Raw genomic sequence first — 21903 nt, forward strand, 5'->3', positions numbered from 1 at the left:
GTTGCAGCCTTTATGCAATGCGGGGCTCTACAGGCGGAACAGGGGGCCTGAATTGCATCCGGGCTACAAGCCAGCCGTAAGTATATTGCCCGGCAAAGACTCGCCCTTTTCAGCGCAGGCGGCGATTACTGATATCAAGTCAGTCAGGTCGAAGCCCTGCGTATTCAACCAGGCTTGATCGTAATAGGTATCTGCATACCGTTCGCCGCCATCGCAGAGTATCGCCACCACCGAGCCCGATTCGCCGGCCGCCACCATCTGCTGCGCCACCCGCAACGCACCAATTAGGTTGGTGCCGCTGGAGCCTCCTACTTTTCGGCCCAAACGCTGCGCCAAATAATGCATGGCCGCTAGCGACAGCGCATCTGGCACCTTACACATCGCATCAATCACCGCTGGCAAAAAGGAGGCTTCGACCCGTGGCCGGCCGATGCCTTCGATGCGTGAGCTATGGCTCAGGGTCAGGCTGGCATTACCCGTGCGGTAGTAATCGAAGAACACCGAACGCTCAGCGTCGGCGCACAGCACGCGGGTGTTGTGGCGGCGATAGCGGACATAGCGCCCTAACGTCGCCAATGTGCCGCCGGTGCCCGCGCTGGACACCAGCCAACTCGGCTCAGGGAAGTGCTCACTGCGCAGCTGTTGGAAAATCGACTCGGCAATATTGTTATTAGCGCGCCAATCGGTGGCGCGCTCGGCATAGGTGAACTGGTCCATAAAATGGCCGCCCGTCTCACGGGCCAAGCGCTCGGACTCTGCGTATATCTGCATCGGGTCGTTCACCAAGTGGCTCTGGCCACCGTAAAACGCGATCTGCGCGATCTTCTCCTTTGAGGTGCTGGCGGGCATCACCGCGATAAACCGTAGCCCCAGCAGACGGGCGAAATAGGCTTCAGAAATCGCCGTGGACCCGCTGGACGCCTCAATCACCGGCGCACCAGGCGTGAGCCAGCCATTGCACAGTGCATAGAGAAACAATGAGCGCGCTAAGCGGTGTTTAAGGCTGCCGGTGGGATGGCTGGACTCATCTTTGAAGTACAACTCCACACCCGGCAAACCTGGCAGCGGTAACGGGATCAAATGGGTATCAGCGCTGCGTTGAAAATCCGCCTCGATAATATGGATCGCTTCGCGTGCCCAGCGTCGTGAATCACTCATGCCTTACTCCTTAATCCAACACGCCAGCCGGTCCCACGCGGGGCGCACGCCACTGGCTTAGCAACACCCCCGCGAATACCAGTGCCGCCGCAAGCATTTGCATAGGGTTGAGGCTTTCGTCCAATAACACGATGGCAAACAACAAGGTGAACACAGGAATCAAGTTGGTAAAACCGGATGCCTGACTGGCTGGCATCCGGCTGACGCCAAAGTTGTACAACCCATACGCACCGACAGTGACCACGATGCCCAAATACGCCACCGCACCCACGCCCATAAGGCTGATCGTAGTCGGCAGTGGCGCGCTGAGCCAGGCCAAAGGCAGGAAGAAAACAGTGCCGACAAACGCCACCATAGCGGACAACAAAAACGGCGAATAACGCGCCGACAGGTGCTTAAGCAGGAGGGTGTACCCCGTGGCGCAGAGCATCGCCAACAGCTCGTAGGCGTTACCAAGCATGGGGTTGCTGGCATGTTCGTCGGCGCTGCCGGCCAGGCTCAACCAAACGGCGCCGATCAAGGCGAGAAGAAAGCCAGCCAGAGTGGTTCGGCTGATGCGCTCATGCAGGAAGATAAACGCACCCACCGCAACCAGCAGCGGCAATAAGGCGGTGACCATGCCAGCCTGGGCGGCGCTGGTGTGCTGTAAAGCTAAGGCCTCGAAGAGGAAATACAAACAGGGTTCGCAAGCAGCCAAACCCAGTAGGTACTTCCAATCACCGGCGCGGTAATGCATCTGCCCGCGCCAACGCCAAGCCAGCAAAAATACCAAGCTGCCTAAAGCCATGCGACCAAAAATCACCCATAACGGCGGCAGTTCGGCGAAGGCCAACTTGAGCGCAATAAACGAACTGCCCCACAGCGCCATGGCGATGATTAGGCAGACTACTGCAACGCGTTTACCCTGCTCGTGCATACCGCGCCTCTGCGCAAAAGCAGCAGTGTAGAGAGGCCAACGCGCCGCAGACAGATACAGTCAGTCGCGCAAACTGTGCAGGCTTATTGCTCCCAAGGCTTACCGCGGGTTTTATCGCTGATCCGCAGCTTTTGCTGCAGGGCCGCTTTGGCCAGCATATGGGCGCTAACCGGCGCGGTGATAAACAGAAATAAGGCGATCAACAGTTCATGCAGGCTGATGCCCTCGCCGTTAAAGCTAAAGTAAATCAGCGAGGCGATGACCATGCCGCCAACGCCTAAGGTACTGGCCTTCGTCGGGCCGTGCAGGCGCATAAAAAAGTCTGGTAACCGATACAGACCAATCGCCCCCACCAGAGCGAACAGGCTGCCAATCAGTAGGAATAACGCCACCAGCGCTTCGATCCAGAAAGCCATCAGAGAGTCCTCATTCGATAATGTCGCCGCGCAGCAAATACTTGGCCACCGCCACGGTGCCAATAAAGCCCATGATGGCAATCAGCAGAGCGGCTTCAAAATAAAGGTCAGAGCCCAGCCACACGCCAAACAACACCAGCATGGCAATGGCGTTGATATACAAGGTATCCAAGGCCAGGATGCGGTCGGGCAGGTCCGGGCCGATAATCAGCCGCGCCATGGTCAGCAGCAACGCCAAACCTATGATCACCAAGCACAACGGAATCACGTAGACGAGCATGTGAATACCTCCAGCAAAGGTGCTTCGTAGCGCTGTTTGATCACAGCCACCAATTCGGCCGCATCGGGCACATCAAGGCCGTGCACCAGCAGCGTTTTGTGGTCATCACTCAGGTCAGCGGAAACCGTACCCGGCGTCAGGGAAATAATGCTGGTGAGCATGGTCAGCGCCAACTCATCCTCCAGCAGCATGGGAATTTCCACGAATGCGGGCCGCAACTTGGCCGCCGGGCCGAGAATCAGCTTGGCCACATGCAGGTTAGCAACGACGATATCGCCGAGAATGCGCAGCAAAAACAAGCACAGCTTAAAAGGCTTGTGCACCCGTGGCGGATTGATCCAGAACAATTGGGTCAGCAGTGGAATGGCCCAGCCAAGCAGCGCGCCTAAAAGCCAGTGACCCAAGCTCAAGTCGTTGATCAGCAGCAGCCAAACCAACAGCAGGCACAAGCTCAGCAGCGGCTGGGGTAACCAGCGACGTGTTTTCATCGTGCGACTCCCGATTCGATGATCTGCCGGTACAGCGCCAGGTCATGTAACTGGCTGGCTGTTGCTTCGACATAGCTCAACAAAGGTGCCGCCCCTGCGACCAGCAGCAGGCTCAGCAACAGCAAGCCCATGCAGGCCAACAGCCTGCCATAGTCCAGCTCGGCGCTGTCCAGCTGGCTCAACCCCACCCGCCAAAACAAGGTGCTACCGGCGCGGCTCAGCGCAATTAAGGTCAACAAGCCACCGCCCAACACCACCGGCCACAGCAGCAGTGCCTGCAGACCTGGTTCAAGGGAGCGTAATAACAGCAGTTTGCCGATAAAGCCGGAAAGCGGCGGGAGACCCGCGACTGCAATCGCGCCAAAAAAGAACAGACCACCGAGCAGATGAGGGTTCTGCAGCGCCGGCCCCTGCACCAGCAGCGCCTGCTTTTCGCCGCGCTGACGCGCAATCAGATCCGCCAATAAGAATAAACCGCCGGCTACCCAGGTGCTGTGCACCAGGTAATACAAAGAAGCCGCCAAGGCTTGCTCGGTGCCGATAGCAATACCTGAAAGTAAGGTACCGACCGATACCACCACCAAGTACGCCAACAACCCGTGCAGCGTTGTCGCCGCCAGCGCGCCGATTACGCCTAGGGCCAGGGTCAGCAGGGCAATCGGCCAGAGCCAGTCATTGGCCATATTGGCTAGGCTGCCGGCATCGTCGCCAAAGATCAGCGTGTACACACGGATGATTGAATACAGCCCAACCTTGGTCATGATCGCAAACAGTGCGGCAACCGGCGCGCTGGCTGAGGCGTATGCCTTGGGCAGCCAAAAATACAACGGCAAAAACGCAGCCTTAAGCCCGAACACCACCAGTAACAGCAAGCCAGCAGCGCCTAACAGTGCGGCGTCATCAGGCCCGGCAGCAGCCACACGCGTCGCCATATCAGCCATGTTCAGGGTGCCGGTAATGCCATACAGCACGCCGACGGCCAGCAGGAAAAAGGCCGATCCGACTAGGTTCAGCACCACATAATGCAAGCCAGCCCGCACCCGCTCGGCACCGCCGCCATGCAGCAGCAACGAGTAGGAGGCGATCAGTAAAATTTCAAAGAACACGAACAAGTTGAACAAATCGCCCGTCAGAAAGGCGCCGTTGATGCCCATCAACTGGAACTGGAAAAGCGCGTGAAAGCTCTGCCCGCGCTGATCATCGCCACGCACCGCATACAGCAAGGCGAAGCTGGCCAACACCGCCGTCACCAGCACCAGCAAGGCACTGAGGCGATCGAGCAACAAGATGATGCCGAACGGCGCAGCCCAGTTACCGGCGGCATACACCTGCAACACGTCTTGGTCGGCCAGCCAGAGCAAATAGGCGCTTACCGGCAGCAACAGTAAAGTCGCCACCAGCGACAGGCTGCGCTTGAAGCGCAGGCTCAGGCCAGACCCCAGCAGCAACAGGCCGCCAGCAAACATGGGCAAAAGAATGGGCAGGATCAAACCATGGTTCATTGCGCAGGCTCCTGGCCATCAACATGGTCGGTTTGGGTTTCGCCGACGCTGCGCAGTGCCAACACCACCGCGAAGGACGTCATGGCGAAGCCGATCACGATGGCGGTCAGCACTAATGCTTGCGGCAGCGGATCCGCATATTCGGCACCCGCCCCGATCACCGTGACCGCGCCCGTTTGCAAGCGGCCCATGGCAAACAGGAACAAATTGACTGCATAGGAAATCAGCGTCAGCCCCAGCACAACCGGGAACGTCCGTGCGCGCAGTAATAGGTAGACACCGCTGGCGATTAGCACGCCCAACGTCGCGGCAAATATGGCTTCCATCTCAAAGCACCTCGTGTGCAGCTTTTTCCTGGGTCAGCTTGCCCAGGTTGGCGAGAATCAGCAGGGTCGCGCCGACAACCGTCAGGTACACGCCCAAGTCAAAGAGCATGGCGGTGGCCAGTTCGATTTCACCGATTAACGGAATCTGGAAATAGCCGAAGGATGAGGTCAAGAACGGGTGGTCAAACAGCCAACTGCCCAGCCCCGTCAACCCGGCGATCAAAACACCCAGCCCGGCCATGCCTTGGTAATTCAAGGGCAAGCGTGATTGCGTCCACTGCACGCCACTGGCGACGTATTGCAGAATCAGCGCCACGGCCGTTACCAACCCAGCAATAAAGCCACCACCGGGTAAATTGTGCCCACGCAAGAAGATAAACACCGAGACCAGTAACGCCATGGGTAGTAGTACCCGCGACAGGGTAGCGAGAACCAGCGGATGGCGGTCACGCGCCCAGTTACGCCCTTGCGCATCAACTTGTGGCTGGATCAGGCGCAGGCCGTCGAGCAATGCCAGGATGCCGACTGCGGCAATCGCCAGTACGACAATCTCACCCAAGGTATCAAAACCGCGGAAGTCCACCAGAATGACGTTGACCACGTTGGTCCCGCCGCCGCCCGGCTTGCTGTTTTCGAGAAAGAATCCAGAAATACTGTCATACGGCCGGGTCAGCACCGCAAACGCTAACATCGCCACCATCAGCCCGCTGCCCACCGCCAAGATGAAATCACGCAAGGCCCGCAGGCTGCTGGACTCGACGCGGGTATGAGCGGGTAGAAAGAACAGCGCGAGCATCAACAAGATGATGGTGACCACCTCCACTGAGAGCTGGGTCAAGGCCAGGTCCGGGGCCGAAAAACGGGCGAAAGCCAAGGCCACCATCAACCCGACCACGCTGAGCATCAGCAGCGAAACAAGACGCTGGCGATGGAAAATCACCGTTACCAAAGCGGCTAAGGCCATGATGCCCAAACCTAGAGCCGTGATACCGTCAATGGCGCCCAACTCAAGCGGCCCACGGATTTGCGGCAGAGAACTCAGGCCCTGGGTCACCACCACCAAAGCTGCAGCCAGCAGCAGCGCCAAGTAACGCTGCAGTGAGGCGTTCTCAAGCCAGCGGGTCACGGCGCTGCAAAGGTTGAGCAACAGCACAATGCCACGCTCAAAGATCAATTTGGCATCCACACCCGGCAGCCCGGCATACCAACGGAACAGCGACTGGCGCAGTACGTAGATCAACACCCCGCCGAACAGCGCGATAAAGCTCATCAGCAGCGGCAAATTCAAACCATGCCAGATCGCCAAGCTGTAGGTTGGCAACTCGCCGCCCAAAGTCGCAGTAGCGGCTGCCGCCAGCAACGGCGCCACCGTATAGGCGGGCACGATGCCCACCAGCAGACAAAGGAAGACCAGAATTTCCACGGGCACTTTCATGTAGCGCGGTGGTTCATGCGGCGGGTAATGCGGCAGGTTGATCGGCTCGCCGTTGAAAAACACATCGTGGATAAAGCGCAGCGAATACGCCACGGTAAACACCCCAGCCAAGGTTGCCACGGCCGGGATTACCCAGTTGAAGCTGCCGAGCAAGTGCTGGTTAAGTGTCTCGGTAAAGAACATTTCTTTACTCAGAAAGCCATTGAGCAGCGGTACGCCAGCCATTGCTGAGGCCGCCACCATGGCTAACACTGCGGTGTGCGGCATGTACTTCCACATACCGTTAATGCGCCGCATGTCGCGGCTTCCAGTTTCATGGTCAATGATCCCCGCCGCCATAAACAACGAAGCCTTAAAGGTGGCGTGGTTAATGATATGAAACACCGCCGCCACCGCCGCCAAGCGCGTATCCAAGCCAAACAGCAGGGTAATCAAACCCAAATGGCTGATGGTCGAATAGGCCAGCAGGCCCTTGAGGTCATGCTGAAACAACGCCATCACGGCCCCGACTAGCAACGTCACCAGGCCGGTAATGCTGACCAGATAGAACCACCACTCTGAACCCGCCAACGCGGGGTAAAGGCGCGCCAGCAGAAACACCCCAGCCTTAACCATGGTCGCCGAATGCAGGTAGGCGGACACCGGCGTCGGTGCAGCCATGGCATGGGGTAACCAGAAATGGAAAGGGAACTGCGCTGATTTAGTGAACACCCCCAGCAGCACCAAAATCAGCGCCAGTGGGTACAGCGCATGAGCGCGGATTACGTCACCTGCAGCCAAGACCTGGGACAACTCGAAACTGCCGACGATATGACCAATCAGCAAAATCCCGGCAAACAGCGCCAAGCCGCCACCACCGGTGACCGCCAAGGCCATGCGTGCGCCTTTGCGCGCATCCGAACGTGCACCCCAGAAGCCAATCAGCAGAAACGACGACAGGCTGGTCAGCTCCCAGAACATCAGCATTAACAGCAGATTTTCTGAGAGCACTACGCCGAGCATGGCGCCCATGAACAGCAAGAGGAAGGCGAAGAAACGACCCATGGGCTCTTTCTTCGCTAAGTAATAGCGCGCGTAGAGAATCACCAACAGACCGATACCGAGAATCAACAGGGCAAATAGAAAGCCCAATCCATCAAGGCGCAAGCTGAGGTTCAAGCCCAATGCAGGCAGCCATTCCAGCTTCACCGTGAGCAACTCGCCAGCAAACACTGAGGACTGTTGTGAGAGCAGCAGGACGAGGGCGACGAGCGGCGCCAACGCCGCTGCCGCAGCGCAGGCGGAACGGCCTAACCGCTCAGCCAGCAGAGGCAAAAACATGCCAAAAAATGGCAGAGCGATGATCAGCGCAAGCGTCATAAATAAAACCCCTTATTACGAACTCGGCACTTACGGATGCCCAGCCGTCTGCATAACCTGCTTACTGGTGTTACTACACAGGCATTCACCTGCGGCGTAACCCTGATAAACCACTGCATTGCTCGACTCGGTGAAGCAACAATTGAAAAACGTGAGCGATTATCCATAACTATCGGATAACCGTCATGGATAGAATTATTACCAAACACTCCACCCACCACTCACTTGCCTGAAATATCCAACGAAACCCGGTAAACGTCTGGTTTATAAGGAAAACAGGCAAGAAAAAGCCGGATCAGTCAAGGCTGATCCGGCTTCTGTAACACTCACTGAGTAACGCGGCTGGTGCCATTTACCGTCATGATACGAACACGCTCACCGACGCGGAAAATTTGACTCTCTTCAACCGCTTGCACGTAGGCACGCATGCTGCCGTCATCTTCGCGCACGGTAATTTCCACGCCCTGGGTGCGGGTCAAGCCTTCTTCGGTCATGGCACCCAACAGGCCGCCAGCCACTGCGCCTATTACCGCAGCCACTGCGCTGCCGCGTCCGCCGCCAATAGTACTGGCGCCAACACCGCCAATGACTGCACCCGCACCTGCACCAATCGGAGTTTTCGTGCCTTCGATTTTTACCGGCCGCAGCGACTCGATTGTGCCCATGCGCACGGTCTGTACAGCACGTGCTTCATCGCGCGAATAGGTGTCACCCGTCAGGCTGGAGGCGCAGCCGCCCAACAGAGCCATTGCGGCAAACGACACGGCTAACAGAACAGGTTTACGCATGATTTTTCTCCAGTTAGGCAGGCGCTCTTTATACGCCTGCGCAGTACAACTTACAGCTGACAATATAACGCAAAACCAGCGCCAAGCCTGCCCCAACGCCTTTACCGCGACATTGCACCACCTTCAAAGCCACCTACCGATTAGCCTAAACTTAAGCCATAACCGTATAGGCCTTTAGCCATAGACGGCCAGTTACGGGCCGCACGCCCCCAAGTTGGGCGTCAACGCATCAGCAACAGACCTTGATGGGGACATTTATGGATTACTTTGTTATCGCCAGTACCACTGCAGCAGGCTTGTGCTTCCACTTGTGGCTGTATGTGCGGATCAAGCGCTGGATGGCCCGCGATTTGGCGATGTCACTGGCGGGTAACTCGCCGGCAAAGCGCAGCTATATGCTGACCCGTTTAGCCGAAGCTCAAGCGGCCGGAGTTAAGCGCAACACCCTGCCCGTTTGGCTGGAACGCGCTGCAGCAGAGTACTCCGGTGCTTGAGTAATGCTTAGGGAGCCAGTCGCTCGCGCAGCCAAGTCGCATCGTGTAGGCGGAAATTAAGCCGATCATGCAGACGACTGGAGCGGCCCTGCCAAAACTCGATGCGCTCCGGAAGCACGCGATACCCGCCCCAATGCGGCGGGCAATGTGGTGCTTTATCGAGAAAACGCTGCTCGGCTTGTGCCAAGAAGCCTTCCAATTCACCGCGATCAGCAATCACTTGGCTCTGCGGTGAAGCCCAGGCACCTAGGCGGCTACCCAGCGGTCGCACTTGAAAATAAGCATCACACTCAGCCGCTGTGACCCGCTCGACCCGCCCCTCGATACGCACTTGGCGCTCTAGGCTGGGCCAAAAGAAAGTCATCGCAGCAAATGGATTGAGCGCAAGGTGTTGGCCTTTGGCGCTGTCGTAGTTACTGAAAAAGGTGAAACCGCGCTCATCCAAGGCTTTCAGCAACAGCACTCGGCAGTGCGGTCGGCCATCAGCATCAACCGTCGCCAACGTCATGGCGTTAGGTTCAACCGGCGGTTGTTCGGTCTCCACGGCTTCGGCAAACCACTGCTCGAACAGAGCAAAAGGCTCATGCGGCGCTTGCGCCTCGCTCAGACCATCACGGGTGTAATCACGGCGCATGTCGGCCAGGGTTTGAGTCATCGACAAATCCTCGTGGGCAAATGGGGCCTAGCTTACTCGCGAGCGATTTAGCGGGCTTGATCTACAACAACAATCACTGGCTCTTGGCGGGTTTGTCAGCTTTGGCAACGGTTTTTGCGTTCTTATCAGTCACGGATTTGACGGCAGCAACGCTTGGCGCTGGCGCAGGCTGGCTGTACTTGGCGATAAGCGCATTGAGGGTTGGTTTGGCGGTCAGCATGATTTCCACGCGACGATTGAGCGCACGGCCTTGCTGGCTGTCGTTGGCGGCGCGTGGCATGTCCGAACCCAACCCCTTGACCATCAAACGATTTTGCTTGAGGCCGCTAAGGCGAAAAATCGAGGTAAAGGCGCGGGCGCGCTGCTGACTCAGGTCACGGTTGGCATTGACTTCACCACTGCTGTCGGCATGACCGAGAATCAGCACGCCGATGTTTTCGTCGCTTTCCAGCAACTTAGCCAAGCGGCTCAGTGGCCCCAAGGTACTTGGCAGCATCATGTGAGGACGGTCTGGGTTGAACGAACCCTGCACCGGCGCGGTGACCACCAAGAGGTTTTCACGCCGCTCAAATTCAAAGTGGGTGCCTTTGATCGCTTCACGCACCTTCGGCTCATACACATCTAACCAAGCCTGAGTCACTGCCGGCGGCGGCATGGTGACCATTTTCGGCGCAGGCTTTTCCGATTTTTCAAAAAGGCTGCAACCGCTGACCAGAAGACACAGGGCGATGGCGAGAGTTTTGTTGGCGAGCATCGGGCATCCACACGTAATAAGCAAAAAAGCCGGGGTAGCCCGTTTATATGACGGGCCGTACTAGGTTGCGCAGCAGTTTAGCCGAGCTGGCTATAAACAATCAGCCAATAGGCGTGCAAGTTTCTGCGCACGCGGGTCCATCAAGACGAACGGTCCAAGATTGTTGGTGACAAAACCGAAAGCCACATCCCGCTCCGGGTCGGCAAAGCCAATGGAGCCGCCCGCACCCGGGTGACCAAACGCACGCGCGCCCATACCGTAGGTAGCGTTAGCTACGTCTGGCTGATCGAGCATGCAGCCCAGGCCAAAACGGGTGCGAGTTAGCAACGTTTTGTCCTCACCCACTGCATGTTCACGGGTCAGCTCGGCCAGTAGTTCAGGTTCCAGCAAGCGGCCATCCAGCAACCCGCTGTAAAAGCCTGCCAGGCTGCGCGCATTGCCATGGCCGTTGGCAGCCGGTTGCTGCATGCGCCGCCACTCGGGCTTGTTGGTACTGGTCATAATCGACGGTGGGTTGGTAAAAGCCCGCGTGCTCATGGCCGAAGGGTCGCTCATCATGGTCTTGAGCAGGCGCTGGGCTGCGGCATCGCCGAAATTGCCCTTGCCACGGGAAATAATCGCCACTCGGTAAAACTCTTCATCCGCGAGGCCAACATGGAAGTCCAACCCTAAAGGCGTGGCGGTGCGCGCGACGATGGACTCACCCGGCCCGCACCCCTCGACCCGGCGTAACACTTCACCCACCAGCCAACCGTACGTGATCGGCGCGTAGCCATGGCCTTCACCCAAGGCCCACCAGGGCTGCTCAGCGGCGAGCGCGGCAGTCATGGTCTGCCAGTCATATAGGGCTTCAGGCGCTAACATTTGGCGCAACGCTGGCAACCCAGCCTGATGGCTGAGCAAATGACGCAGGGTGATTTTGCCTTTGCCAGCCGCTGCAAATTCGGGCCAATAGCGCGCGACTGGAGCATCCAGCTCAAGCTTGCCTTCGCCGACTAACTGCAAGGCAGTTACTGCGGTAAACGTCTTGGTGCAGGAAAATAAATTCAGAATGGTGTCGCTGTGCCAGGCTTGCTGGCCGTCTTTATCAGCTACACCGGCCCACAGGTCGACCACAGTTTCACCGCCGACCTGCACGCAGAGCGCCATACCGCGCTCTTGCGGATCATCGAACAATGCCGCAAACGCCTCTTTGAGCGTCTCGAATTTGAGGTCGAAATAACCCTGTATGTGCACCGCCCCGCTCCTTTGCTACTGGTCGATAATCTAACGCCGGATTGTTTCAGGTCCACCGCGTGCGGTGAACCCTGCGCTGGGCTGATCACAGCACTATCAGCCTTGCGAATACATGTTTAGGGCGCTTCAGTGGCGGGCGCAGGCGCGGGCTTGAGCAAGGTTTTTGGCACAGCCAAGTTGGCGTTACGCACCGCGTTGACGAACCCCTTCCAAGGTCGATCGGTAATGGCTACCAACCCTAAATGACCATTTTCGCCATCCAGTAAACGACCGGTCACGGGCTGATCAAGGTACTGAAACCAATGCAGACCCACGATCTGCGGCTCTTGCAGAGCTTTGTTGAGGAAATTTGCATAAGCCGGACCACGCTCCTCTTCCTTATAAACCTCGGCAACACCGCCCCAGAACGGCCCACGGTCTCGCGAGCCGAAGTGAAATTCGGTGACCATCAGCGGCTTGTCTAACTTACGCAGCATGGCAAAGTCATAACCCTGCTGCGGCTCACGGGTGTAGAAATTGAAGCTCAGCACATCGCAGAAACGCGCGCATGCCGTTACCGCCTCGGGGATGCTGCTGGCAAAACGACCGCCCAACAACATGTGATTCGGTGCGTGCCAGTCGAGAGAGTCCGCAATGGTTTTGAAGTAAGTCTCGGCATACAGGCGCAAAAACGCCTGCATGTCGCGCTCGATGGCCGGAAACTCAGCGCTGGGCAGCGGCGCCTTAAAGCCCGGATCTTCCATCAATTCCCACGCCGGCAGCTCGATACCCCAGGCCCGCGACAGCCCATTCTGATTACGATATTTGTCCCGCAGCAGCTTGAGAAAAGCGCGCTTGGCCGGCACATCGGTAGTCAGACGCAAGGTGGCGTAGGCCAAGGCATAACGGTTATTGGGGTCATCCGCAGGGCCGGCCCACGACAGCTCGTTATCGGCGAAATAACCTAGCAGCCAAGGGTTATCACGGTGATCGCGTGAGGCAATCGCCACCGCACGCTCGGTGGCCATGGCAAAGCGCGGGTCGAAGGGGTCAGGCATCGCGCCCCACCAATCAACGCCCGTACTGATGGTGGCGTAGTCACCATGTATCGACAGCGGAATGCTAAACGGCATGCGTGCGTCGCCGCCAAAGGCTGGCTCACTCCAATTACCCAGGGTATTGAAGCCCCAAGCTTGCAGCCGGTCTTGACTGAGCGCGCGCCAAGCTGCGGGGTCAACCTGGTTGTAACTGCGTTGCACGTTGGCTTTATAGAAATCAAACCAACGCCCGCTGGCAAACGCCCGACCTTGGTTGGCACCGGTGTCACTGCGGCTGTCAGAGCTGCCGAAGTAAGCCGCCAGCGCCTCACCCGGTTGCGGCAGGCCGGCGAACATCGCCTCGCGGCCCTCAACATAGGTGGCACTCTGTTGCGCAGTGACGGCGTTGACACCCAGTGAGTAGAACGGATGCCCTTCAGGCGTGACCAAAAACCAACGATCATCGCGCTTTTCAGTACGGAAGAAACCGCTCGCTTCAAACGGCATGCCGCCTGTCCAGCCGGCAAATTTATCCTGTGCTGGGCGTTCAGCCAGCCAGCTATTGAGTTGCTTTCGTTCCTGCGCGGCGGCTTGCTGCAGTTGCTCATCGTTTTTGATTTTGCCCGGCCAGTTGCTGCGCACAAACTGACCGTAGCTGTCGACGATACCGGCATAGGCTGCATCTGAGAGCTGCTCAGCATTCACGCCAAATTGGCTTATCAAAATATGCTGGGGCGCTTGCGGTTGCGGCATCGACAGGGTGACTGCACTGACCTGGCTTAAGTCCAGCGCACCACTGACCGTGTCCACCAGCAACAGCCGCTGGCCCTTATGCATCCAAGGCATCGGCACCCCCGCGCGCATGCCGTGGTCACGAGGTGATGCGGCGTGCAAGGGAATCAGCAAGGTCTGCGCTGGGCCGGCCGGTAAAGCAATGCGGGTGTTTAAACGTTGGCCGTCGGCGCTTTCGATCAGCACATCCAAGGTCAGCGCCCAGTCCATAGCGTTTTGCACACGCAGGCTGACCAACGCCTGCTGCGACCAGTCCCAACTGCCGTTTTGCGGGGTAAGACGCAGGCTCGGCTGCGCCGCAGGATGGAAGGTCACCCGGCGCAGCACTTCGCCCTCAGGCGTAGGCTCGCCAATGCGATTGGGCAATTCAGCATCCTGCGTTGTGACTTGGACGGCGTCCATTGGCCGGACAAAGTTGAACAGCTCCTGCCGCTCTGCCGTAACACCCACGCTGCAATAACCCAACAGCAGCGAGAGCAGAACACCTGTTTGCAGCCTGCACTTAACCTTCACGAACCACTCTCTCCCATTATTGCGGTTGCTTCGGGCAATATTGCCCACAGCAAAAAACAGATATTGATGACGACAAAAACGTCACGCCTGCGCCGATTGGAGCTGATTGGTCGCAGCAAGTTGCCTACAAACCGTTAAAACCTACCTGCACTGGCAATACAGCGAAAAAACAGCTTCAACACACTCATTTACAGCAGGTCACTCTGCTTTATCGCCTTGCGGCTTGTTTTAACCATATTCGCGTTCAGCCGCCTGCTTATGCCGACCAGCGGGTGTTAGCTGATTTCTCGACGAAACGGCGGCAACGCATTAAGAATTGACTTGCCGTAACGCTGCGTGACAACACGCCGGTCGAGCAGGGTAATGATGCCGCGATCCTCCTCAGTGCGCAGCAGACGGCCGCAGGCTTGTACCAACCGCAGCGAAGCATCCGGCACAGCGATTTCCATAAACGGATTGCCGCCGCGCGCCTCGATCCACTCGGCAAGCGCTGCCTCAACCGGATCATCTGGCACGGCAAAGGGGATCTTGGCGATCACCACATGCTCGCAATAGGCGCCCGGCAAATCGACACCTTCAGCAAAGCTGGCCAGACCAAACAACACGCTTTCCTCACCGCTATCGACCCGCGCTTTGTGTTTATTGAGGGTTTCCTGCTTGGACAGGTTGCCTTGAATAAATACCCGTTTGCGCCAGTCGCGCTCCAGGCCCTCGAATACGTCCTGCATTTGTTTGCGTGAGGAAAACAGCACCAGCGTGCCGCGCGAGCCCTCAACCAAACCAGGCAAATCACGAATAATCGCCGCCGTATGCGCCACCGCATCACGCGGATCAGCATTCAAATTGGGTACCCGCAGTACGCCGGCATCGGCATGATGAAAAGGGCTTGGCACCACAGTGGTAACAGCTACTTTGGGTAAGCCTGCGCGCATGCGATAGCGATCAAAGGTACCCAGCGCTGTCAGGGTGGCCGACGTCACCAGTGCGCCATAAGCGACATTCCATAGATTTCGCCGCAGGGTTTCCGCCGCCAAGATCGGGCTGGCGTTAACTTCAATATCAAACAATGCGCCGCTGTCAGCCAGCGTGAGCCAACGCGCCATCGGCGGGCTGGTTTCCGGGTCTTCGGCAGTGAACGCCAACCACAATTCCCAACTGCCTTGCGCACGCGCCAATAGGCTGCCGAACAACGGGTACCATTCTTCGGCCTGATGGCTGGCGATGCCAACAGTGGCCTCGCCGTCCATGGCTTCTTTGAGTTTTTCCGTCACCCCAGTAAAAAGTTCAGTGAGCTTGGAGAAGCCCTTTTTCAGTTCGACGCCCAGCTCTATCAGGTGCGGCGGCACCACACCGCCAATAAAGCGATGGCGAGGCCGTTCGCGGCCCTGCATGTCTTCACCGGGCTTAAATTCAGCCACCTGCTCACAGGCGGCGAACATAAATTGTTGCTGGGTTTTGATCTCCCGCGCCAACTCCGGCACTTGCTCAATCAAGCGCCCAAGATCACCGGGTAGCGGATGTTGAGCGAGCAACTTGGCGAGATTTTTGGCGGTCTGCTCCAGCCAGTCAGCAGTCGAACGCAGGCGTGTAAAGTGGGCGAAGTGGCCAATAGCTTTATCCGGCAAGTGGTGGCCTTCGTCAAAGACATACAGAGTGTCGCGCGGGTCTGGCAGCACCGCACCACCGCCTAGAGCCAGGTCGGCCAAGACCATGTCGTGATTGGTGACGATGACATCGACCTTACCCATGCCCTCACGCGCTTTATAAAAAGCGCATTGTTGGAAGTTTGGGCAATGGCGGCTGGTGCACTGGCTGTGGTCAGTGGTCAGTTGCGACCAACGCGCATCTTCCAGCTCTTCGGGCCAGCTGTCGCGGTCGCCATCCCACTTATTACCGGCGAGCTTCTCGATCATGGCGGTGAAGAGCTTCTGACTTTGCTCATCCACATCGATCTTGAAGCCTTCTTCCTCGAATAACTGCGCAGTGGCGCTTTGCGCTTGGCCTTCCTGCAGCAACATGTCCAGCTTGGACAAGCACAGGTAGCGGCCACGACCTTTGGCCAAGGCGAAGCTAAAGTTCAAGCCGCTGTTGCGCATCAAGTCTGGCAGGTCTTTGTGCACAATCTGTTCTTGCAACGCCACAGTGGCCGTGGCGATTACCAGCCGCTTGCCCGCAGCCTTAGCTGTCGGAATTGCCGCCAAGCTGTAGGCCACGGTCTTACCCGTACCGGTACCAGCCTCAACCGCTACAACGGCTGGCTCACCCGAGCGCCGGCCTTCTTCGTCGGTTTGAATCGCGCCCAGCACCTTGGCAATTTCAGCAATCATCAAGCGCTGGCCATAGCGCGGCTTGAGCGACTTGGCTTCGAGAAAACGCGAGTAAGCGCCCTGGATCTGGGACTTGAGTTCAGTACTGAGCATGGGGTCTGGGTACAAAAGGCTGGATAAATTTTCAGTGTTTGAAAGCGGCGGCTATCATAGCGCGCTAATTGATCCGGCGCTGATCCGCGTAGACCCGCTTTTGCTCTGGCGAGTGAGCGACATGTATGTAAAACCGGGCCAACTCGCTGCAGATCGCAAACAGGTCATTAACCAACAGGAATGCCCCTATGACGCCCTATGACTTCATCTATAGCCTGCACCTGCTCGCCGCCGTGGTGTGGGTGGGCGGTATGTTCTTCGCTTGGATGGTTTTACGCCCGGCAGCCGTCAGCGCACTGGAAGCACCACCGCGCCTTAGACTATGGCTGGAGGTCTTTCCGCGATTTTTTTACTGGGTATGGGCAGCCGTGATTGTGTTACCGGTTACCGGCGTGGGCATGCTGCAGCTGCGCTTTAGTGGCTTTAGCAACGCGCCGCGTTATGTGGATGTGATGACTGGGCTGTTCATCGTTATGCTGGCGCTGTTTTTGCGAATTAAAGTCCTGCAATTACCAGAACTGCGCCGCGCGGTGACGGCACAAGAGTGGTCGAACGGTGGCGCGGTACTTGGCCGTATTCGTCGCTTAGTCGGTATCAACCTGGTGCTGGGGTTGCTGGTGGTAGCCATCGCCGGCGCACGCCCCTCATTGTAAACCTGCGACAGCAACCACTGCCTTCCAGCAGCGGTTGATACGGTTGGGCCTTTTAGAACCTCACCACATTCAGCACACCATCCGGGCCTGACTCACCAGCACGCCCTGCCTGCCCGGGCTTGCCGTCACCCGCGCCGTCAGTGCTGTAAAGCCAGCAACCTTTACTTATGCCACCTTGGCCGCCCGCACCTGAAGCGCCTGGTTGGCCGCCACTGCCGCCGTTTAAACGAACCTGCAATTGCTCAACCGGGAAACCCTGCGGCACTTCTAAGCGTATCTGCGCACCGGCAGCACCCGGCTGACCGTCACCACCATCAAAACCATCAAAGCCGCGACTGGCTTGACCCCATGTACAACCTCCCGGCTTGCCATCTGCACCGGCCAGGCCTGCATAACCTGGCGCACCCGAGCCGCCACGTGCATCCACAATCAGATTTTCAAGCGTCACGGCGTGCAAGCGTACAGTTAGATCGCGCCCCGGCAATGCAGGTTTCTCATAGCTACCTTTAGCGCCGCGAGCGCTGATCTGCGCACCGATAGCAATGTCGGCAGCTGTCACCTCAAGGCGCAACACATGTTCGCCCGGCGCAATCACCAAGCGTGCTTGGCGACCTAAGTTCAGCTGTTCCACACGGATCTCAGTCAAACCGGCCGGAATCAGCAAGGTGCCGTGGTCGGCAATGGCTAATCGTTCCAGCAACAGCACATTGGTGCTGTTCGGCAGTCGCAAAACCGCATGGGAGTCGACCTCAATCACCGTTTGGGCCAACGCCAAGGGACTGCATAGTGCGACAAGGGCGAGTAACTTACGCATTGTTTGCCTCCAACTGCAGCGTCTGATTCGGCTCGGTGAGCACGGTAGCCGGCGCTTGCTCAGTGGGCAGCCCGAGCAACTGGAAAATCCCGAAAAGCATGACCTGGAGCCGCACCCGTCCCGGCTTAGGGCCAGCGGCAATACGAGCATTAAAAAATATCAGCTCAAGTGCATGAGTCAGCAGGATAAAAGCCCCTGCGACGTTCAGCAGCAAGGCAAAAGGTTGCGCGAACGGTTGCAGCAGGTTTGCCAACACCACCAACCAGAACAACGCCGCCAGCCCCTTTCCCAAAATCAATACTATTTTCATTGCCGCCCCAGCCGTTTTTATTTGGCTGCACCATATCTGCTTTACGAGTGTGCGGCCAGAAGACCAGTCGCAGCCGTGAGAATCCGTGGATCAAGCGCGGCTTGCTAACACGTCATGGTGAGCTGTCTCGGGCACTTAGCGGCGCCCTGCTGGTTCGTTACATCACCCCAGACAAACGCGTCAGCGGCTTGGCAAGGGAGTGCAAATAAGCCTTGTCGTGTAAATCGCTGAAGGTGCCTGACCGCGACAATAATAAGTCGATGGAGAAATTCGACAGGTAAGACTGCAGGGTTAGACGCATAAAAAAACCAGGCCTTTTCGGGCCTGGCTTGTTTGCTGTGACGCCTAAATCAGAAGATTAAGGGCGTGCTTCCACTTCAGCTTCTACGCGGCGATTGACAGCGCGACCGTCTGCACTGGTGTTATCAGCAACTGGACGAGATTCACCGTAGCCTGCCGCGTTGACGCGGTCACCGCCCACGCCATATTGGTTAACCAGCACATCGCGCACAGCATTAGCACGGCGCTCGGATAGGGTCTGGTTGTAAGCATCACTGCCCACAGAGTCGGTATGGCCTTCAACCACGGTGGTGGTTTGTGGGTACTGAGTCAGGAAGTCAGCCAGATTTTTGATATCGCCATAGCTTTCCGGTTTGACCTGAGCTTTGTCGAAATCAAACTTAACGTCTAGCTCAACACGCACAGCCTCAGCAGGCTCGGCCACAACCACTTCTTCCACAACTTCTTCAACCATAACAACCTGCTCTTCGCCAGCGCCATGCACCCAGCAATAAGCGGCCGCCATGCCAGCGCCGACAACTGCACCGCCGCCGGCCCAGGTAGAGCTCTCAATGGCGCCCAGAGCAGCACCGCCGACACCACCAATCGCGGCACAGGTTGGCCAATCCGTTTTCTGCAGCCCGGCACAACCGGTCAAAAAGGTACTCGCCACAATCAGCGGCAATGCTTTCCTGGTGATGCTCATAAATACGTCTCCCATTGGTAAATCGGTCCAAAACCGATGCAATTAAGTAAAGACGCCACTTCCTGAAAACGCCAGAGAATATGCAAACACATTAATTACACGCGCCACGCTAGGTCGTTCTGCTGCTGCACGTTAGTCTTTTGCGCACTTGAATGAGGAATTGCCATGCTCACAGCACCATCATCCCGCACACCCCAACAAGCGCTCGCCGCTCTATTGGCGCGCTACACCCCAGAACGTCTGCTGGTAGTCGGAAGCCGCGAACTGCCTGCTATAGATGCCTTCATCCAAGCGCATCCGAGTTGTCATGTTGCCCACACTGATGCCGGCGCGCTGCCCACCGAAGTGGCTGCACAACGGTTTGATCTGGCCCTAATTGTTGACTGCCTTGAGCACCTGCCTAAACGCGCGGGGCTGGAACTACTGGGCGGTATTCGCAACCTGAATGCCAGCCGTATGGCTGTGCTGGTTGATCTGCAAGCCGCTGATTGGCAAGAAACTGATTTTTTCGCCTTGGCTTTGCAGGCCAGCGAGCGCTTCCAGCGTGACGAACAAACGCTCAACCTGTTTACTTACGACCTGCTCGACTACAAGCAAGTCCCAGACTGGCTGAATGCTAAATTCTGGGCCAACCCTGAGAACTTCGGTAAGTATTGGTGGTAAACGTATGAGCAACGCAGCCTGCCCCTGCGGCAGCAGCCTCCCACTCACAGGATGCTGCGGCCTTTATCATTTGGGCGCTGCGGCACCCAGTGCTGAAGCGTTGATGCGTTCGCGCTACAGCGCCTATGCATTGGGATTGGTCGATTACCTAGTGCACAGCACATTGCCCGCCCAACAAAAAAACCTTGATCAGACGGCCATACGGGCATGGAGCCTAAACAGCATGTGGCTGGGCCTTGAGGTGGAGCACGCTGAATTAATCGAAGGTGAACCGCAGCATGCCTATGTCACCTTTATTGCACGCTGGCTTGATGACGGTGCTGAGCACAGCCACCGCGAACGCTCTGCATTCGTGCGCAATAACGGCAACTGGTTTTTCATTGACCCCACCGTCGAGTTGAAGACGGGCCGCAATGACCCCTGCCCCTGCATGAGCGCCTTAAAATTCAAAAAGTGTTGTGCAGCCTATTTTTGACCGCTGAAATGCGCAGTGAGCAAAAGGCAGAGGCTCTCTGCGCAGGGCGCTCTAATCTTGCAGTTTCAAATGCGAAATATCAGGCAGCGGCCCAGCTGGCGCTTTTTTTACTTCACCCATGTCGCTACCGGGCGGCGCCAAGCTGAATTGCGACAAATCCACGTGTGGGGCCGCTGCCTGCGGCTTGCCATCATGAACATCGGCACCCAAGGGTGCGATGCCAAAATCTGGCGCATCCACCTCAGCAAACGCAGCCATGTATTCATCACGCGGCGTTACCTGCAAACGCCCCGCAGGTGAACGGTCAGCAACAGCCCTAGCAACGTCGGCAACTGGCGAAGCGGCGGGCGCTGAAGTTGGCACGTCTGCCGGTGGGGGTGCCAACTCGATTTCTTCGATTTCTTCGTCGAGGCATGTTATCTCGGCCACAGCCCCCGCGCGCTCCAGCGTAGAGCGATATTTCTCTGCTGCAACTGCATCCACGTTGCTTTTGATGACGATGCGCCGACCCGAGAACAACAACGCCACACGCTGCTCGTCAGCTTGAAACAGCCTAGCCAAGTTAGCCTTCACCAACTCCAACTGGGCACCGGGAACCAACTGCGCGCTGAACGCTATTTCGTAGAGAGCCATGGTCATACTCCTGTCCTATTCATTGCTTAGTATGGCGCAGGTTTTTTTACCGTCACAACAGGTGGCAGCCAAGCGCTTGCTTGTTACACTGGTGCGACATTCGGAGTATGTAATGCTTTATCAGGCGCAAACGATAAAAATTCTCAGCCTAATGATGTTGTTTGGCCTTATTTCAGGCCTTGGCGGTTGCTCATCCCTATCTTCTGGTGACTTCAAAGACCCCGAGGTCCGCTTAGTCAATGTTGATGTGGTCAAAGCCAAACTGCTGGAGCAGCACTTTATGCTGCGCTTTCGCATCGACAATCCCAATAGCTTTAGTCTGCCGGTGCGTGGGCTGGACTATGCGGTCTACTTGAACCAGGTAAAGCTGGCTGAGGGTGAATCGAATGCATCCTTTACCGTGCCTGCGCAAGGCCACCACAGCTTCAATGTTCCGGTGCGCACCAACCTTTGGCGACACCTTCGGCAAATCGTCAAAGCCTTGGAAAAACCTGATGAACCTATCCCTTATCGTTTCCAGGGCGCAGTTAAAACTGGCTGGTTATTTGGACGAAGCGTGCACATGTCGCGCAATGGCGAGATAATTCCTGGCAATCACATTCCGGAGTAACTCACATGACCCAGCAAGAACACGTTCACGGCCCTGACTGCAATCATGACCACGACCCTGCTCACAGCCATGACCATGGCCACGTGCACGGGCCCGAGTGTAATCATGGCCACCAAGAACCTGCGCGCAACGCTCTTAAAGACGTAGGCCGGAACGATCCCTGCCCTTGCGGCAGTGAGAAAAAATTCAAAAAATGTCACGGCGCGTGATTG

24 protein-coding genes and 1 pseudogene are annotated in these 21903 nt (G+C 57.3%); 6 read left to right on the forward strand and 19 right to left on the reverse strand.

Going from position 1 to position 21903, the window contains the following annotated elements; translation table 11 throughout:
- Window positions 1-63: 63 nt before the first annotated feature.
- The 9 genes from WF513_RS10750 to WF513_RS10790 all read right to left on the reverse strand — a co-directional run bounded on the left by WF513_RS10750 (window position 64) and on the right by WF513_RS10790 (window position 8668).
- Window positions 64-1158, reverse strand: a complete 1095-nt coding sequence (locus WF513_RS10750) for a PLP-dependent cysteine synthase family protein (protein ID WP_339079363.1) — start codon at window positions 1156-1158, stop codon at window positions 64-66.
- A 10-nt stretch (window positions 1159-1168) separates the two neighbouring features.
- Complete coding sequence (locus WF513_RS10755; protein WP_339079364.1) at window positions 1169-2074, reverse strand: DMT family transporter; 906 nt, start codon at window positions 2072-2074, stop codon at window positions 1169-1171.
- Between the two features lie 83 nt (window positions 2075-2157).
- The gene (locus tag WF513_RS10760) at window positions 2158-2490 is read right to left on the reverse strand and encodes a Na+/H+ antiporter subunit G (RefSeq protein ID WP_339079365.1); all 333 of its coding nucleotides are present in this window, start codon (window positions 2488-2490) and stop codon (window positions 2158-2160) included.
- Between the two features lie 10 nt (window positions 2491-2500).
- Window positions 2501-2770 (reverse strand): K+/H+ antiporter subunit F, encoded by a 270-nt coding sequence (locus tag WF513_RS10765; RefSeq protein WP_339079366.1) that lies wholly within the window; start codon window positions 2768-2770, stop codon window positions 2501-2503.
- Complete coding sequence (locus WF513_RS10770; RefSeq protein ID WP_339079367.1) at window positions 2755-3258, reverse strand: Na+/H+ antiporter subunit E; 504 nt, start codon at window positions 3256-3258, stop codon at window positions 2755-2757. The genes WF513_RS10765 and WF513_RS10770 overlap by 16 nt, the downstream gene beginning before the upstream one ends.
- The gene (locus WF513_RS10775; protein WP_339079368.1) at window positions 3255-4760 is read right to left on the reverse strand and encodes a monovalent cation/H+ antiporter subunit D; all 1506 of its coding nucleotides are present in this window, start codon (window positions 4758-4760) and stop codon (window positions 3255-3257) included. Before WF513_RS10775 ends, WF513_RS10770 begins: the two co-directional genes overlap by 4 nt.
- The gene (locus WF513_RS10780; RefSeq protein WP_339079369.1) at window positions 4757-5086 is read right to left on the reverse strand and encodes a Na+/H+ antiporter subunit C; all 330 of its coding nucleotides are present in this window, start codon (window positions 5084-5086) and stop codon (window positions 4757-4759) included. Before WF513_RS10780 ends, WF513_RS10775 begins: the two co-directional genes overlap by 4 nt.
- Window position 5087: 1 nt before the next feature.
- The gene (locus WF513_RS10785; RefSeq protein WP_339079370.1) at window positions 5088-7880 is read right to left on the reverse strand and encodes a monovalent cation/H+ antiporter subunit A; all 2793 of its coding nucleotides are present in this window, start codon (window positions 7878-7880) and stop codon (window positions 5088-5090) included.
- Between the two features lie 326 nt (window positions 7881-8206).
- Window positions 8207-8668 (reverse strand): hypothetical protein, encoded by a 462-nt coding sequence (locus tag WF513_RS10790; protein WP_339079371.1) that lies wholly within the window; start codon window positions 8666-8668, stop codon window positions 8207-8209.
- 257 nt (window positions 8669-8925) lie between these two features.
- Between WF513_RS10790 and WF513_RS10795 the strand changes: the two genes are divergently transcribed.
- A complete protein-coding gene (locus WF513_RS10795; RefSeq protein ID WP_339079372.1) occupies window positions 8926-9162 on the forward strand; it encodes a hypothetical protein in 237 nt (78 codons plus the stop codon).
- A 7-nt stretch (window positions 9163-9169) separates the two neighbouring features.
- Here the strand turns inward: WF513_RS10795 and pdxH are convergent, their stop codons facing one another.
- From pdxH to dinG, 5 genes are all read right to left on the reverse strand, one after another.
- On the reverse strand, window positions 9170-9817 hold the full coding sequence (gene pdxH, locus WF513_RS10800) for a pyridoxamine 5'-phosphate oxidase (RefSeq protein ID WP_339079373.1): 648 nt from the start codon (window positions 9815-9817) through the stop codon (window positions 9170-9172).
- Window positions 9818-9890: 73 nt separating this feature from the next.
- Complete coding sequence (locus WF513_RS10805; protein WP_339079374.1) at window positions 9891-10571, reverse strand: OmpA family protein; 681 nt, start codon at window positions 10569-10571, stop codon at window positions 9891-9893.
- 90 nt (window positions 10572-10661) lie between these two features.
- Window positions 10662-11807: a serine hydrolase domain-containing protein gene (locus WF513_RS10810; protein WP_339079375.1), complete on the reverse strand. Its 1146-nt coding sequence runs from the start codon at window positions 11805-11807 to the stop codon at window positions 10662-10664.
- 116 nt (window positions 11808-11923) lie between these two features.
- Entirely contained in the window at window positions 11924-14110 is a 2187-nt protein-coding gene (locus tag WF513_RS10815; protein WP_339083528.1) for a beta-agarase, read from the reverse strand.
- Between the two features lie 293 nt (window positions 14111-14403).
- A complete protein-coding gene (gene dinG, locus WF513_RS10820) occupies window positions 14404-16548 on the reverse strand; it encodes an ATP-dependent DNA helicase DinG (protein ID WP_339079376.1) in 2145 nt (714 codons plus the stop codon).
- A gap of 188 nt (window positions 16549-16736) precedes the next feature.
- Between dinG and WF513_RS10825 the strand changes: the two genes are divergently transcribed.
- On the forward strand, window positions 16737-17201 hold the full coding sequence (locus tag WF513_RS10825; RefSeq protein ID WP_339079377.1) for a CopD family protein: 465 nt from the start codon (window positions 16737-16739) through the stop codon (window positions 17199-17201).
- 52 nt (window positions 17202-17253) lie between these two features.
- On the opposite strand, the gene WF513_RS10830 is transcribed toward WF513_RS10825, so the two are convergent.
- From WF513_RS10830 to WF513_RS10845, 4 genes and pseudogenes are all read right to left on the reverse strand, one after another.
- The gene (locus tag WF513_RS10830) at window positions 17254-18015 is read right to left on the reverse strand and encodes a collagen-like protein (RefSeq protein WP_339079378.1); all 762 of its coding nucleotides are present in this window, start codon (window positions 18013-18015) and stop codon (window positions 17254-17256) included.
- The gene (locus WF513_RS10835) at window positions 18008-18325 is read right to left on the reverse strand and encodes a DUF1145 domain-containing protein (protein ID WP_339079379.1); all 318 of its coding nucleotides are present in this window, start codon (window positions 18323-18325) and stop codon (window positions 18008-18010) included. The genes WF513_RS10830 and WF513_RS10835 overlap by 8 nt, the downstream gene beginning before the upstream one ends.
- A gap of 157 nt (window positions 18326-18482) precedes the next feature.
- On the reverse strand, window positions 18483-18626 hold the full coding sequence (locus WF513_RS10840) for a hypothetical protein (protein ID WP_339079380.1): 144 nt from the start codon (window positions 18624-18626) through the stop codon (window positions 18483-18485).
- A gap of 57 nt (window positions 18627-18683) precedes the next feature.
- A pseudogene (locus WF513_RS10845) lies at window positions 18684-19037 on the reverse strand (OmpA family protein); the annotation flags it as partial.
- Between the two features lie 438 nt (window positions 19038-19475).
- Here WF513_RS10845 and WF513_RS10850 point away from each other — a divergent pair.
- Window positions 19476-19973: a DUF6231 family protein gene (locus WF513_RS10850; protein WP_339079381.1), complete on the forward strand. Its 498-nt coding sequence runs from the start codon at window positions 19476-19478 to the stop codon at window positions 19971-19973.
- A 4-nt stretch (window positions 19974-19977) separates the two neighbouring features.
- The gene (locus tag WF513_RS10855; RefSeq protein ID WP_339079382.1) at window positions 19978-20448 is read left to right on the forward strand and encodes a YchJ family protein; all 471 of its coding nucleotides are present in this window, start codon (window positions 19978-19980) and stop codon (window positions 20446-20448) included.
- A gap of 51 nt (window positions 20449-20499) precedes the next feature.
- On the opposite strand, the gene WF513_RS10860 is transcribed toward WF513_RS10855, so the two are convergent.
- Entirely contained in the window at window positions 20500-21081 is a 582-nt protein-coding gene (locus WF513_RS10860) for a hypothetical protein (RefSeq protein WP_339079383.1), read from the reverse strand.
- 112 nt (window positions 21082-21193) lie between these two features.
- Here WF513_RS10860 and WF513_RS10865 point away from each other — a divergent pair, with 112 nt between their 5' ends.
- Together WF513_RS10865 and WF513_RS10870 are read left to right on the forward strand one after the other, a co-directional pair.
- A complete protein-coding gene (locus WF513_RS10865; protein WP_339083530.1) occupies window positions 21194-21691 on the forward strand; it encodes an LEA type 2 family protein in 498 nt (165 codons plus the stop codon).
- Between the two features lie 5 nt (window positions 21692-21696).
- On the forward strand, window positions 21697-21900 hold the full coding sequence (locus WF513_RS10870; RefSeq protein WP_339079384.1) for an SEC-C metal-binding domain-containing protein: 204 nt from the start codon (window positions 21697-21699) through the stop codon (window positions 21898-21900).
- Window positions 21901-21903 lie beyond the last annotated feature (3 nt).

Source organism: Pseudomonas sp. TMP9 (genome assembly GCF_037943105.1).
In the GTDB taxonomy this organism is placed as follows: Bacteria; Pseudomonadota; Gammaproteobacteria; order Pseudomonadales; family Pseudomonadaceae; genus Aquipseudomonas.

Bases quoted from the DNA above. Each gene is read 5' to 3' on its own strand.
- WF513_RS10750 (WP_339079363.1), bottom strand. From the start codon at position 1,158: ATGAGTGATTCACGACGCTGGGCACGCGAAGCGATCCATATTATCGAG.
- WF513_RS10755 (WP_339079364.1), bottom strand. From the start codon at position 2,074: ATGCACGAGCAGGGTAAACGCGTTGCAGTAGTCTGCCTAATCATCGCC.
- WF513_RS10760 (WP_339079365.1), bottom strand. From the start codon at position 2,490: ATGGCTTTCTGGATCGAAGCGCTGGTGGCGTTATTCCTACTGATTGGC.
- WF513_RS10765 (WP_339079366.1), bottom strand. From the start codon at position 2,770: ATGCTCGTCTACGTGATTCCGTTGTGCTTGGTGATCATAGGTTTGGCG.
- WF513_RS10770 (WP_339079367.1), bottom strand. From the start codon at position 3,258: ATGAAAACACGTCGCTGGTTACCCCAGCCGCTGCTGAGCTTGTGCCTG.
- WF513_RS10775 (WP_339079368.1), bottom strand. From the start codon at position 4,760: ATGAACCATGGTTTGATCCTGCCCATTCTTTTGCCCATGTTTGCTGGC.
- WF513_RS10780 (WP_339079369.1), bottom strand. From the start codon at position 5,086: ATGGAAGCCATATTTGCCGCGACGTTGGGCGTGCTAATCGCCAGCGGT.
- WF513_RS10785 (WP_339079370.1), bottom strand. From the start codon at position 7,880: ATGACGCTTGCGCTGATCATCGCTCTGCCATTTTTTGGCATGTTTTTG.
- WF513_RS10790 (WP_339079371.1), bottom strand. From the start codon at position 8,668: ATGCGTAAACCTGTTCTGTTAGCCGTGTCGTTTGCCGCAATGGCTCTG.
- WF513_RS10795 (WP_339079372.1), top strand. From the start codon at position 8,926: ATGGATTACTTTGTTATCGCCAGTACCACTGCAGCAGGCTTGTGCTTC.
- pdxH (WP_339079373.1), bottom strand. From the start codon at position 9,817: ATGACTCAAACCCTGGCCGACATGCGCCGTGATTACACCCGTGATGGT.
- WF513_RS10805 (WP_339079374.1), bottom strand. From the start codon at position 10,571: ATGCTCGCCAACAAAACTCTCGCCATCGCCCTGTGTCTTCTGGTCAGC.
- dinG (WP_339079376.1), bottom strand. From the start codon at position 16,548: ATGCTCAGTACTGAACTCAAGTCCCAGATCCAGGGCGCTTACTCGCGT.
- WF513_RS10825 (WP_339079377.1), top strand. From the start codon at position 16,737: ATGACGCCCTATGACTTCATCTATAGCCTGCACCTGCTCGCCGCCGTG.
- WF513_RS10830 (WP_339079378.1), bottom strand. From the start codon at position 18,015: ATGCGTAAGTTACTCGCCCTTGTCGCACTATGCAGTCCCTTGGCGTTG.
- WF513_RS10835 (WP_339079379.1), bottom strand. From the start codon at position 18,325: ATGAAAATAGTATTGATTTTGGGAAAGGGGCTGGCGGCGTTGTTCTGG.
- WF513_RS10840 (WP_339079380.1), bottom strand. From the start codon at position 18,626: ATGCGTCTAACCCTGCAGTCTTACCTGTCGAATTTCTCCATCGACTTA.
- WF513_RS10850 (WP_339079381.1), top strand. From the start codon at position 19,476: ATGCTCACAGCACCATCATCCCGCACACCCCAACAAGCGCTCGCCGCT.
- WF513_RS10855 (WP_339079382.1), top strand. From the start codon at position 19,978: ATGAGCAACGCAGCCTGCCCCTGCGGCAGCAGCCTCCCACTCACAGGA.
- WF513_RS10860 (WP_339079383.1), bottom strand. From the start codon at position 21,081: ATGGCTCTCTACGAAATAGCGTTCAGCGCGCAGTTGGTTCCCGGTGCC.
- WF513_RS10865 (WP_339083530.1), top strand. From the start codon at position 21,194: ATGCTTTATCAGGCGCAAACGATAAAAATTCTCAGCCTAATGATGTTG.
- WF513_RS10870 (WP_339079384.1), top strand. From the start codon at position 21,697: ATGACCCAGCAAGAACACGTTCACGGCCCTGACTGCAATCATGACCAC.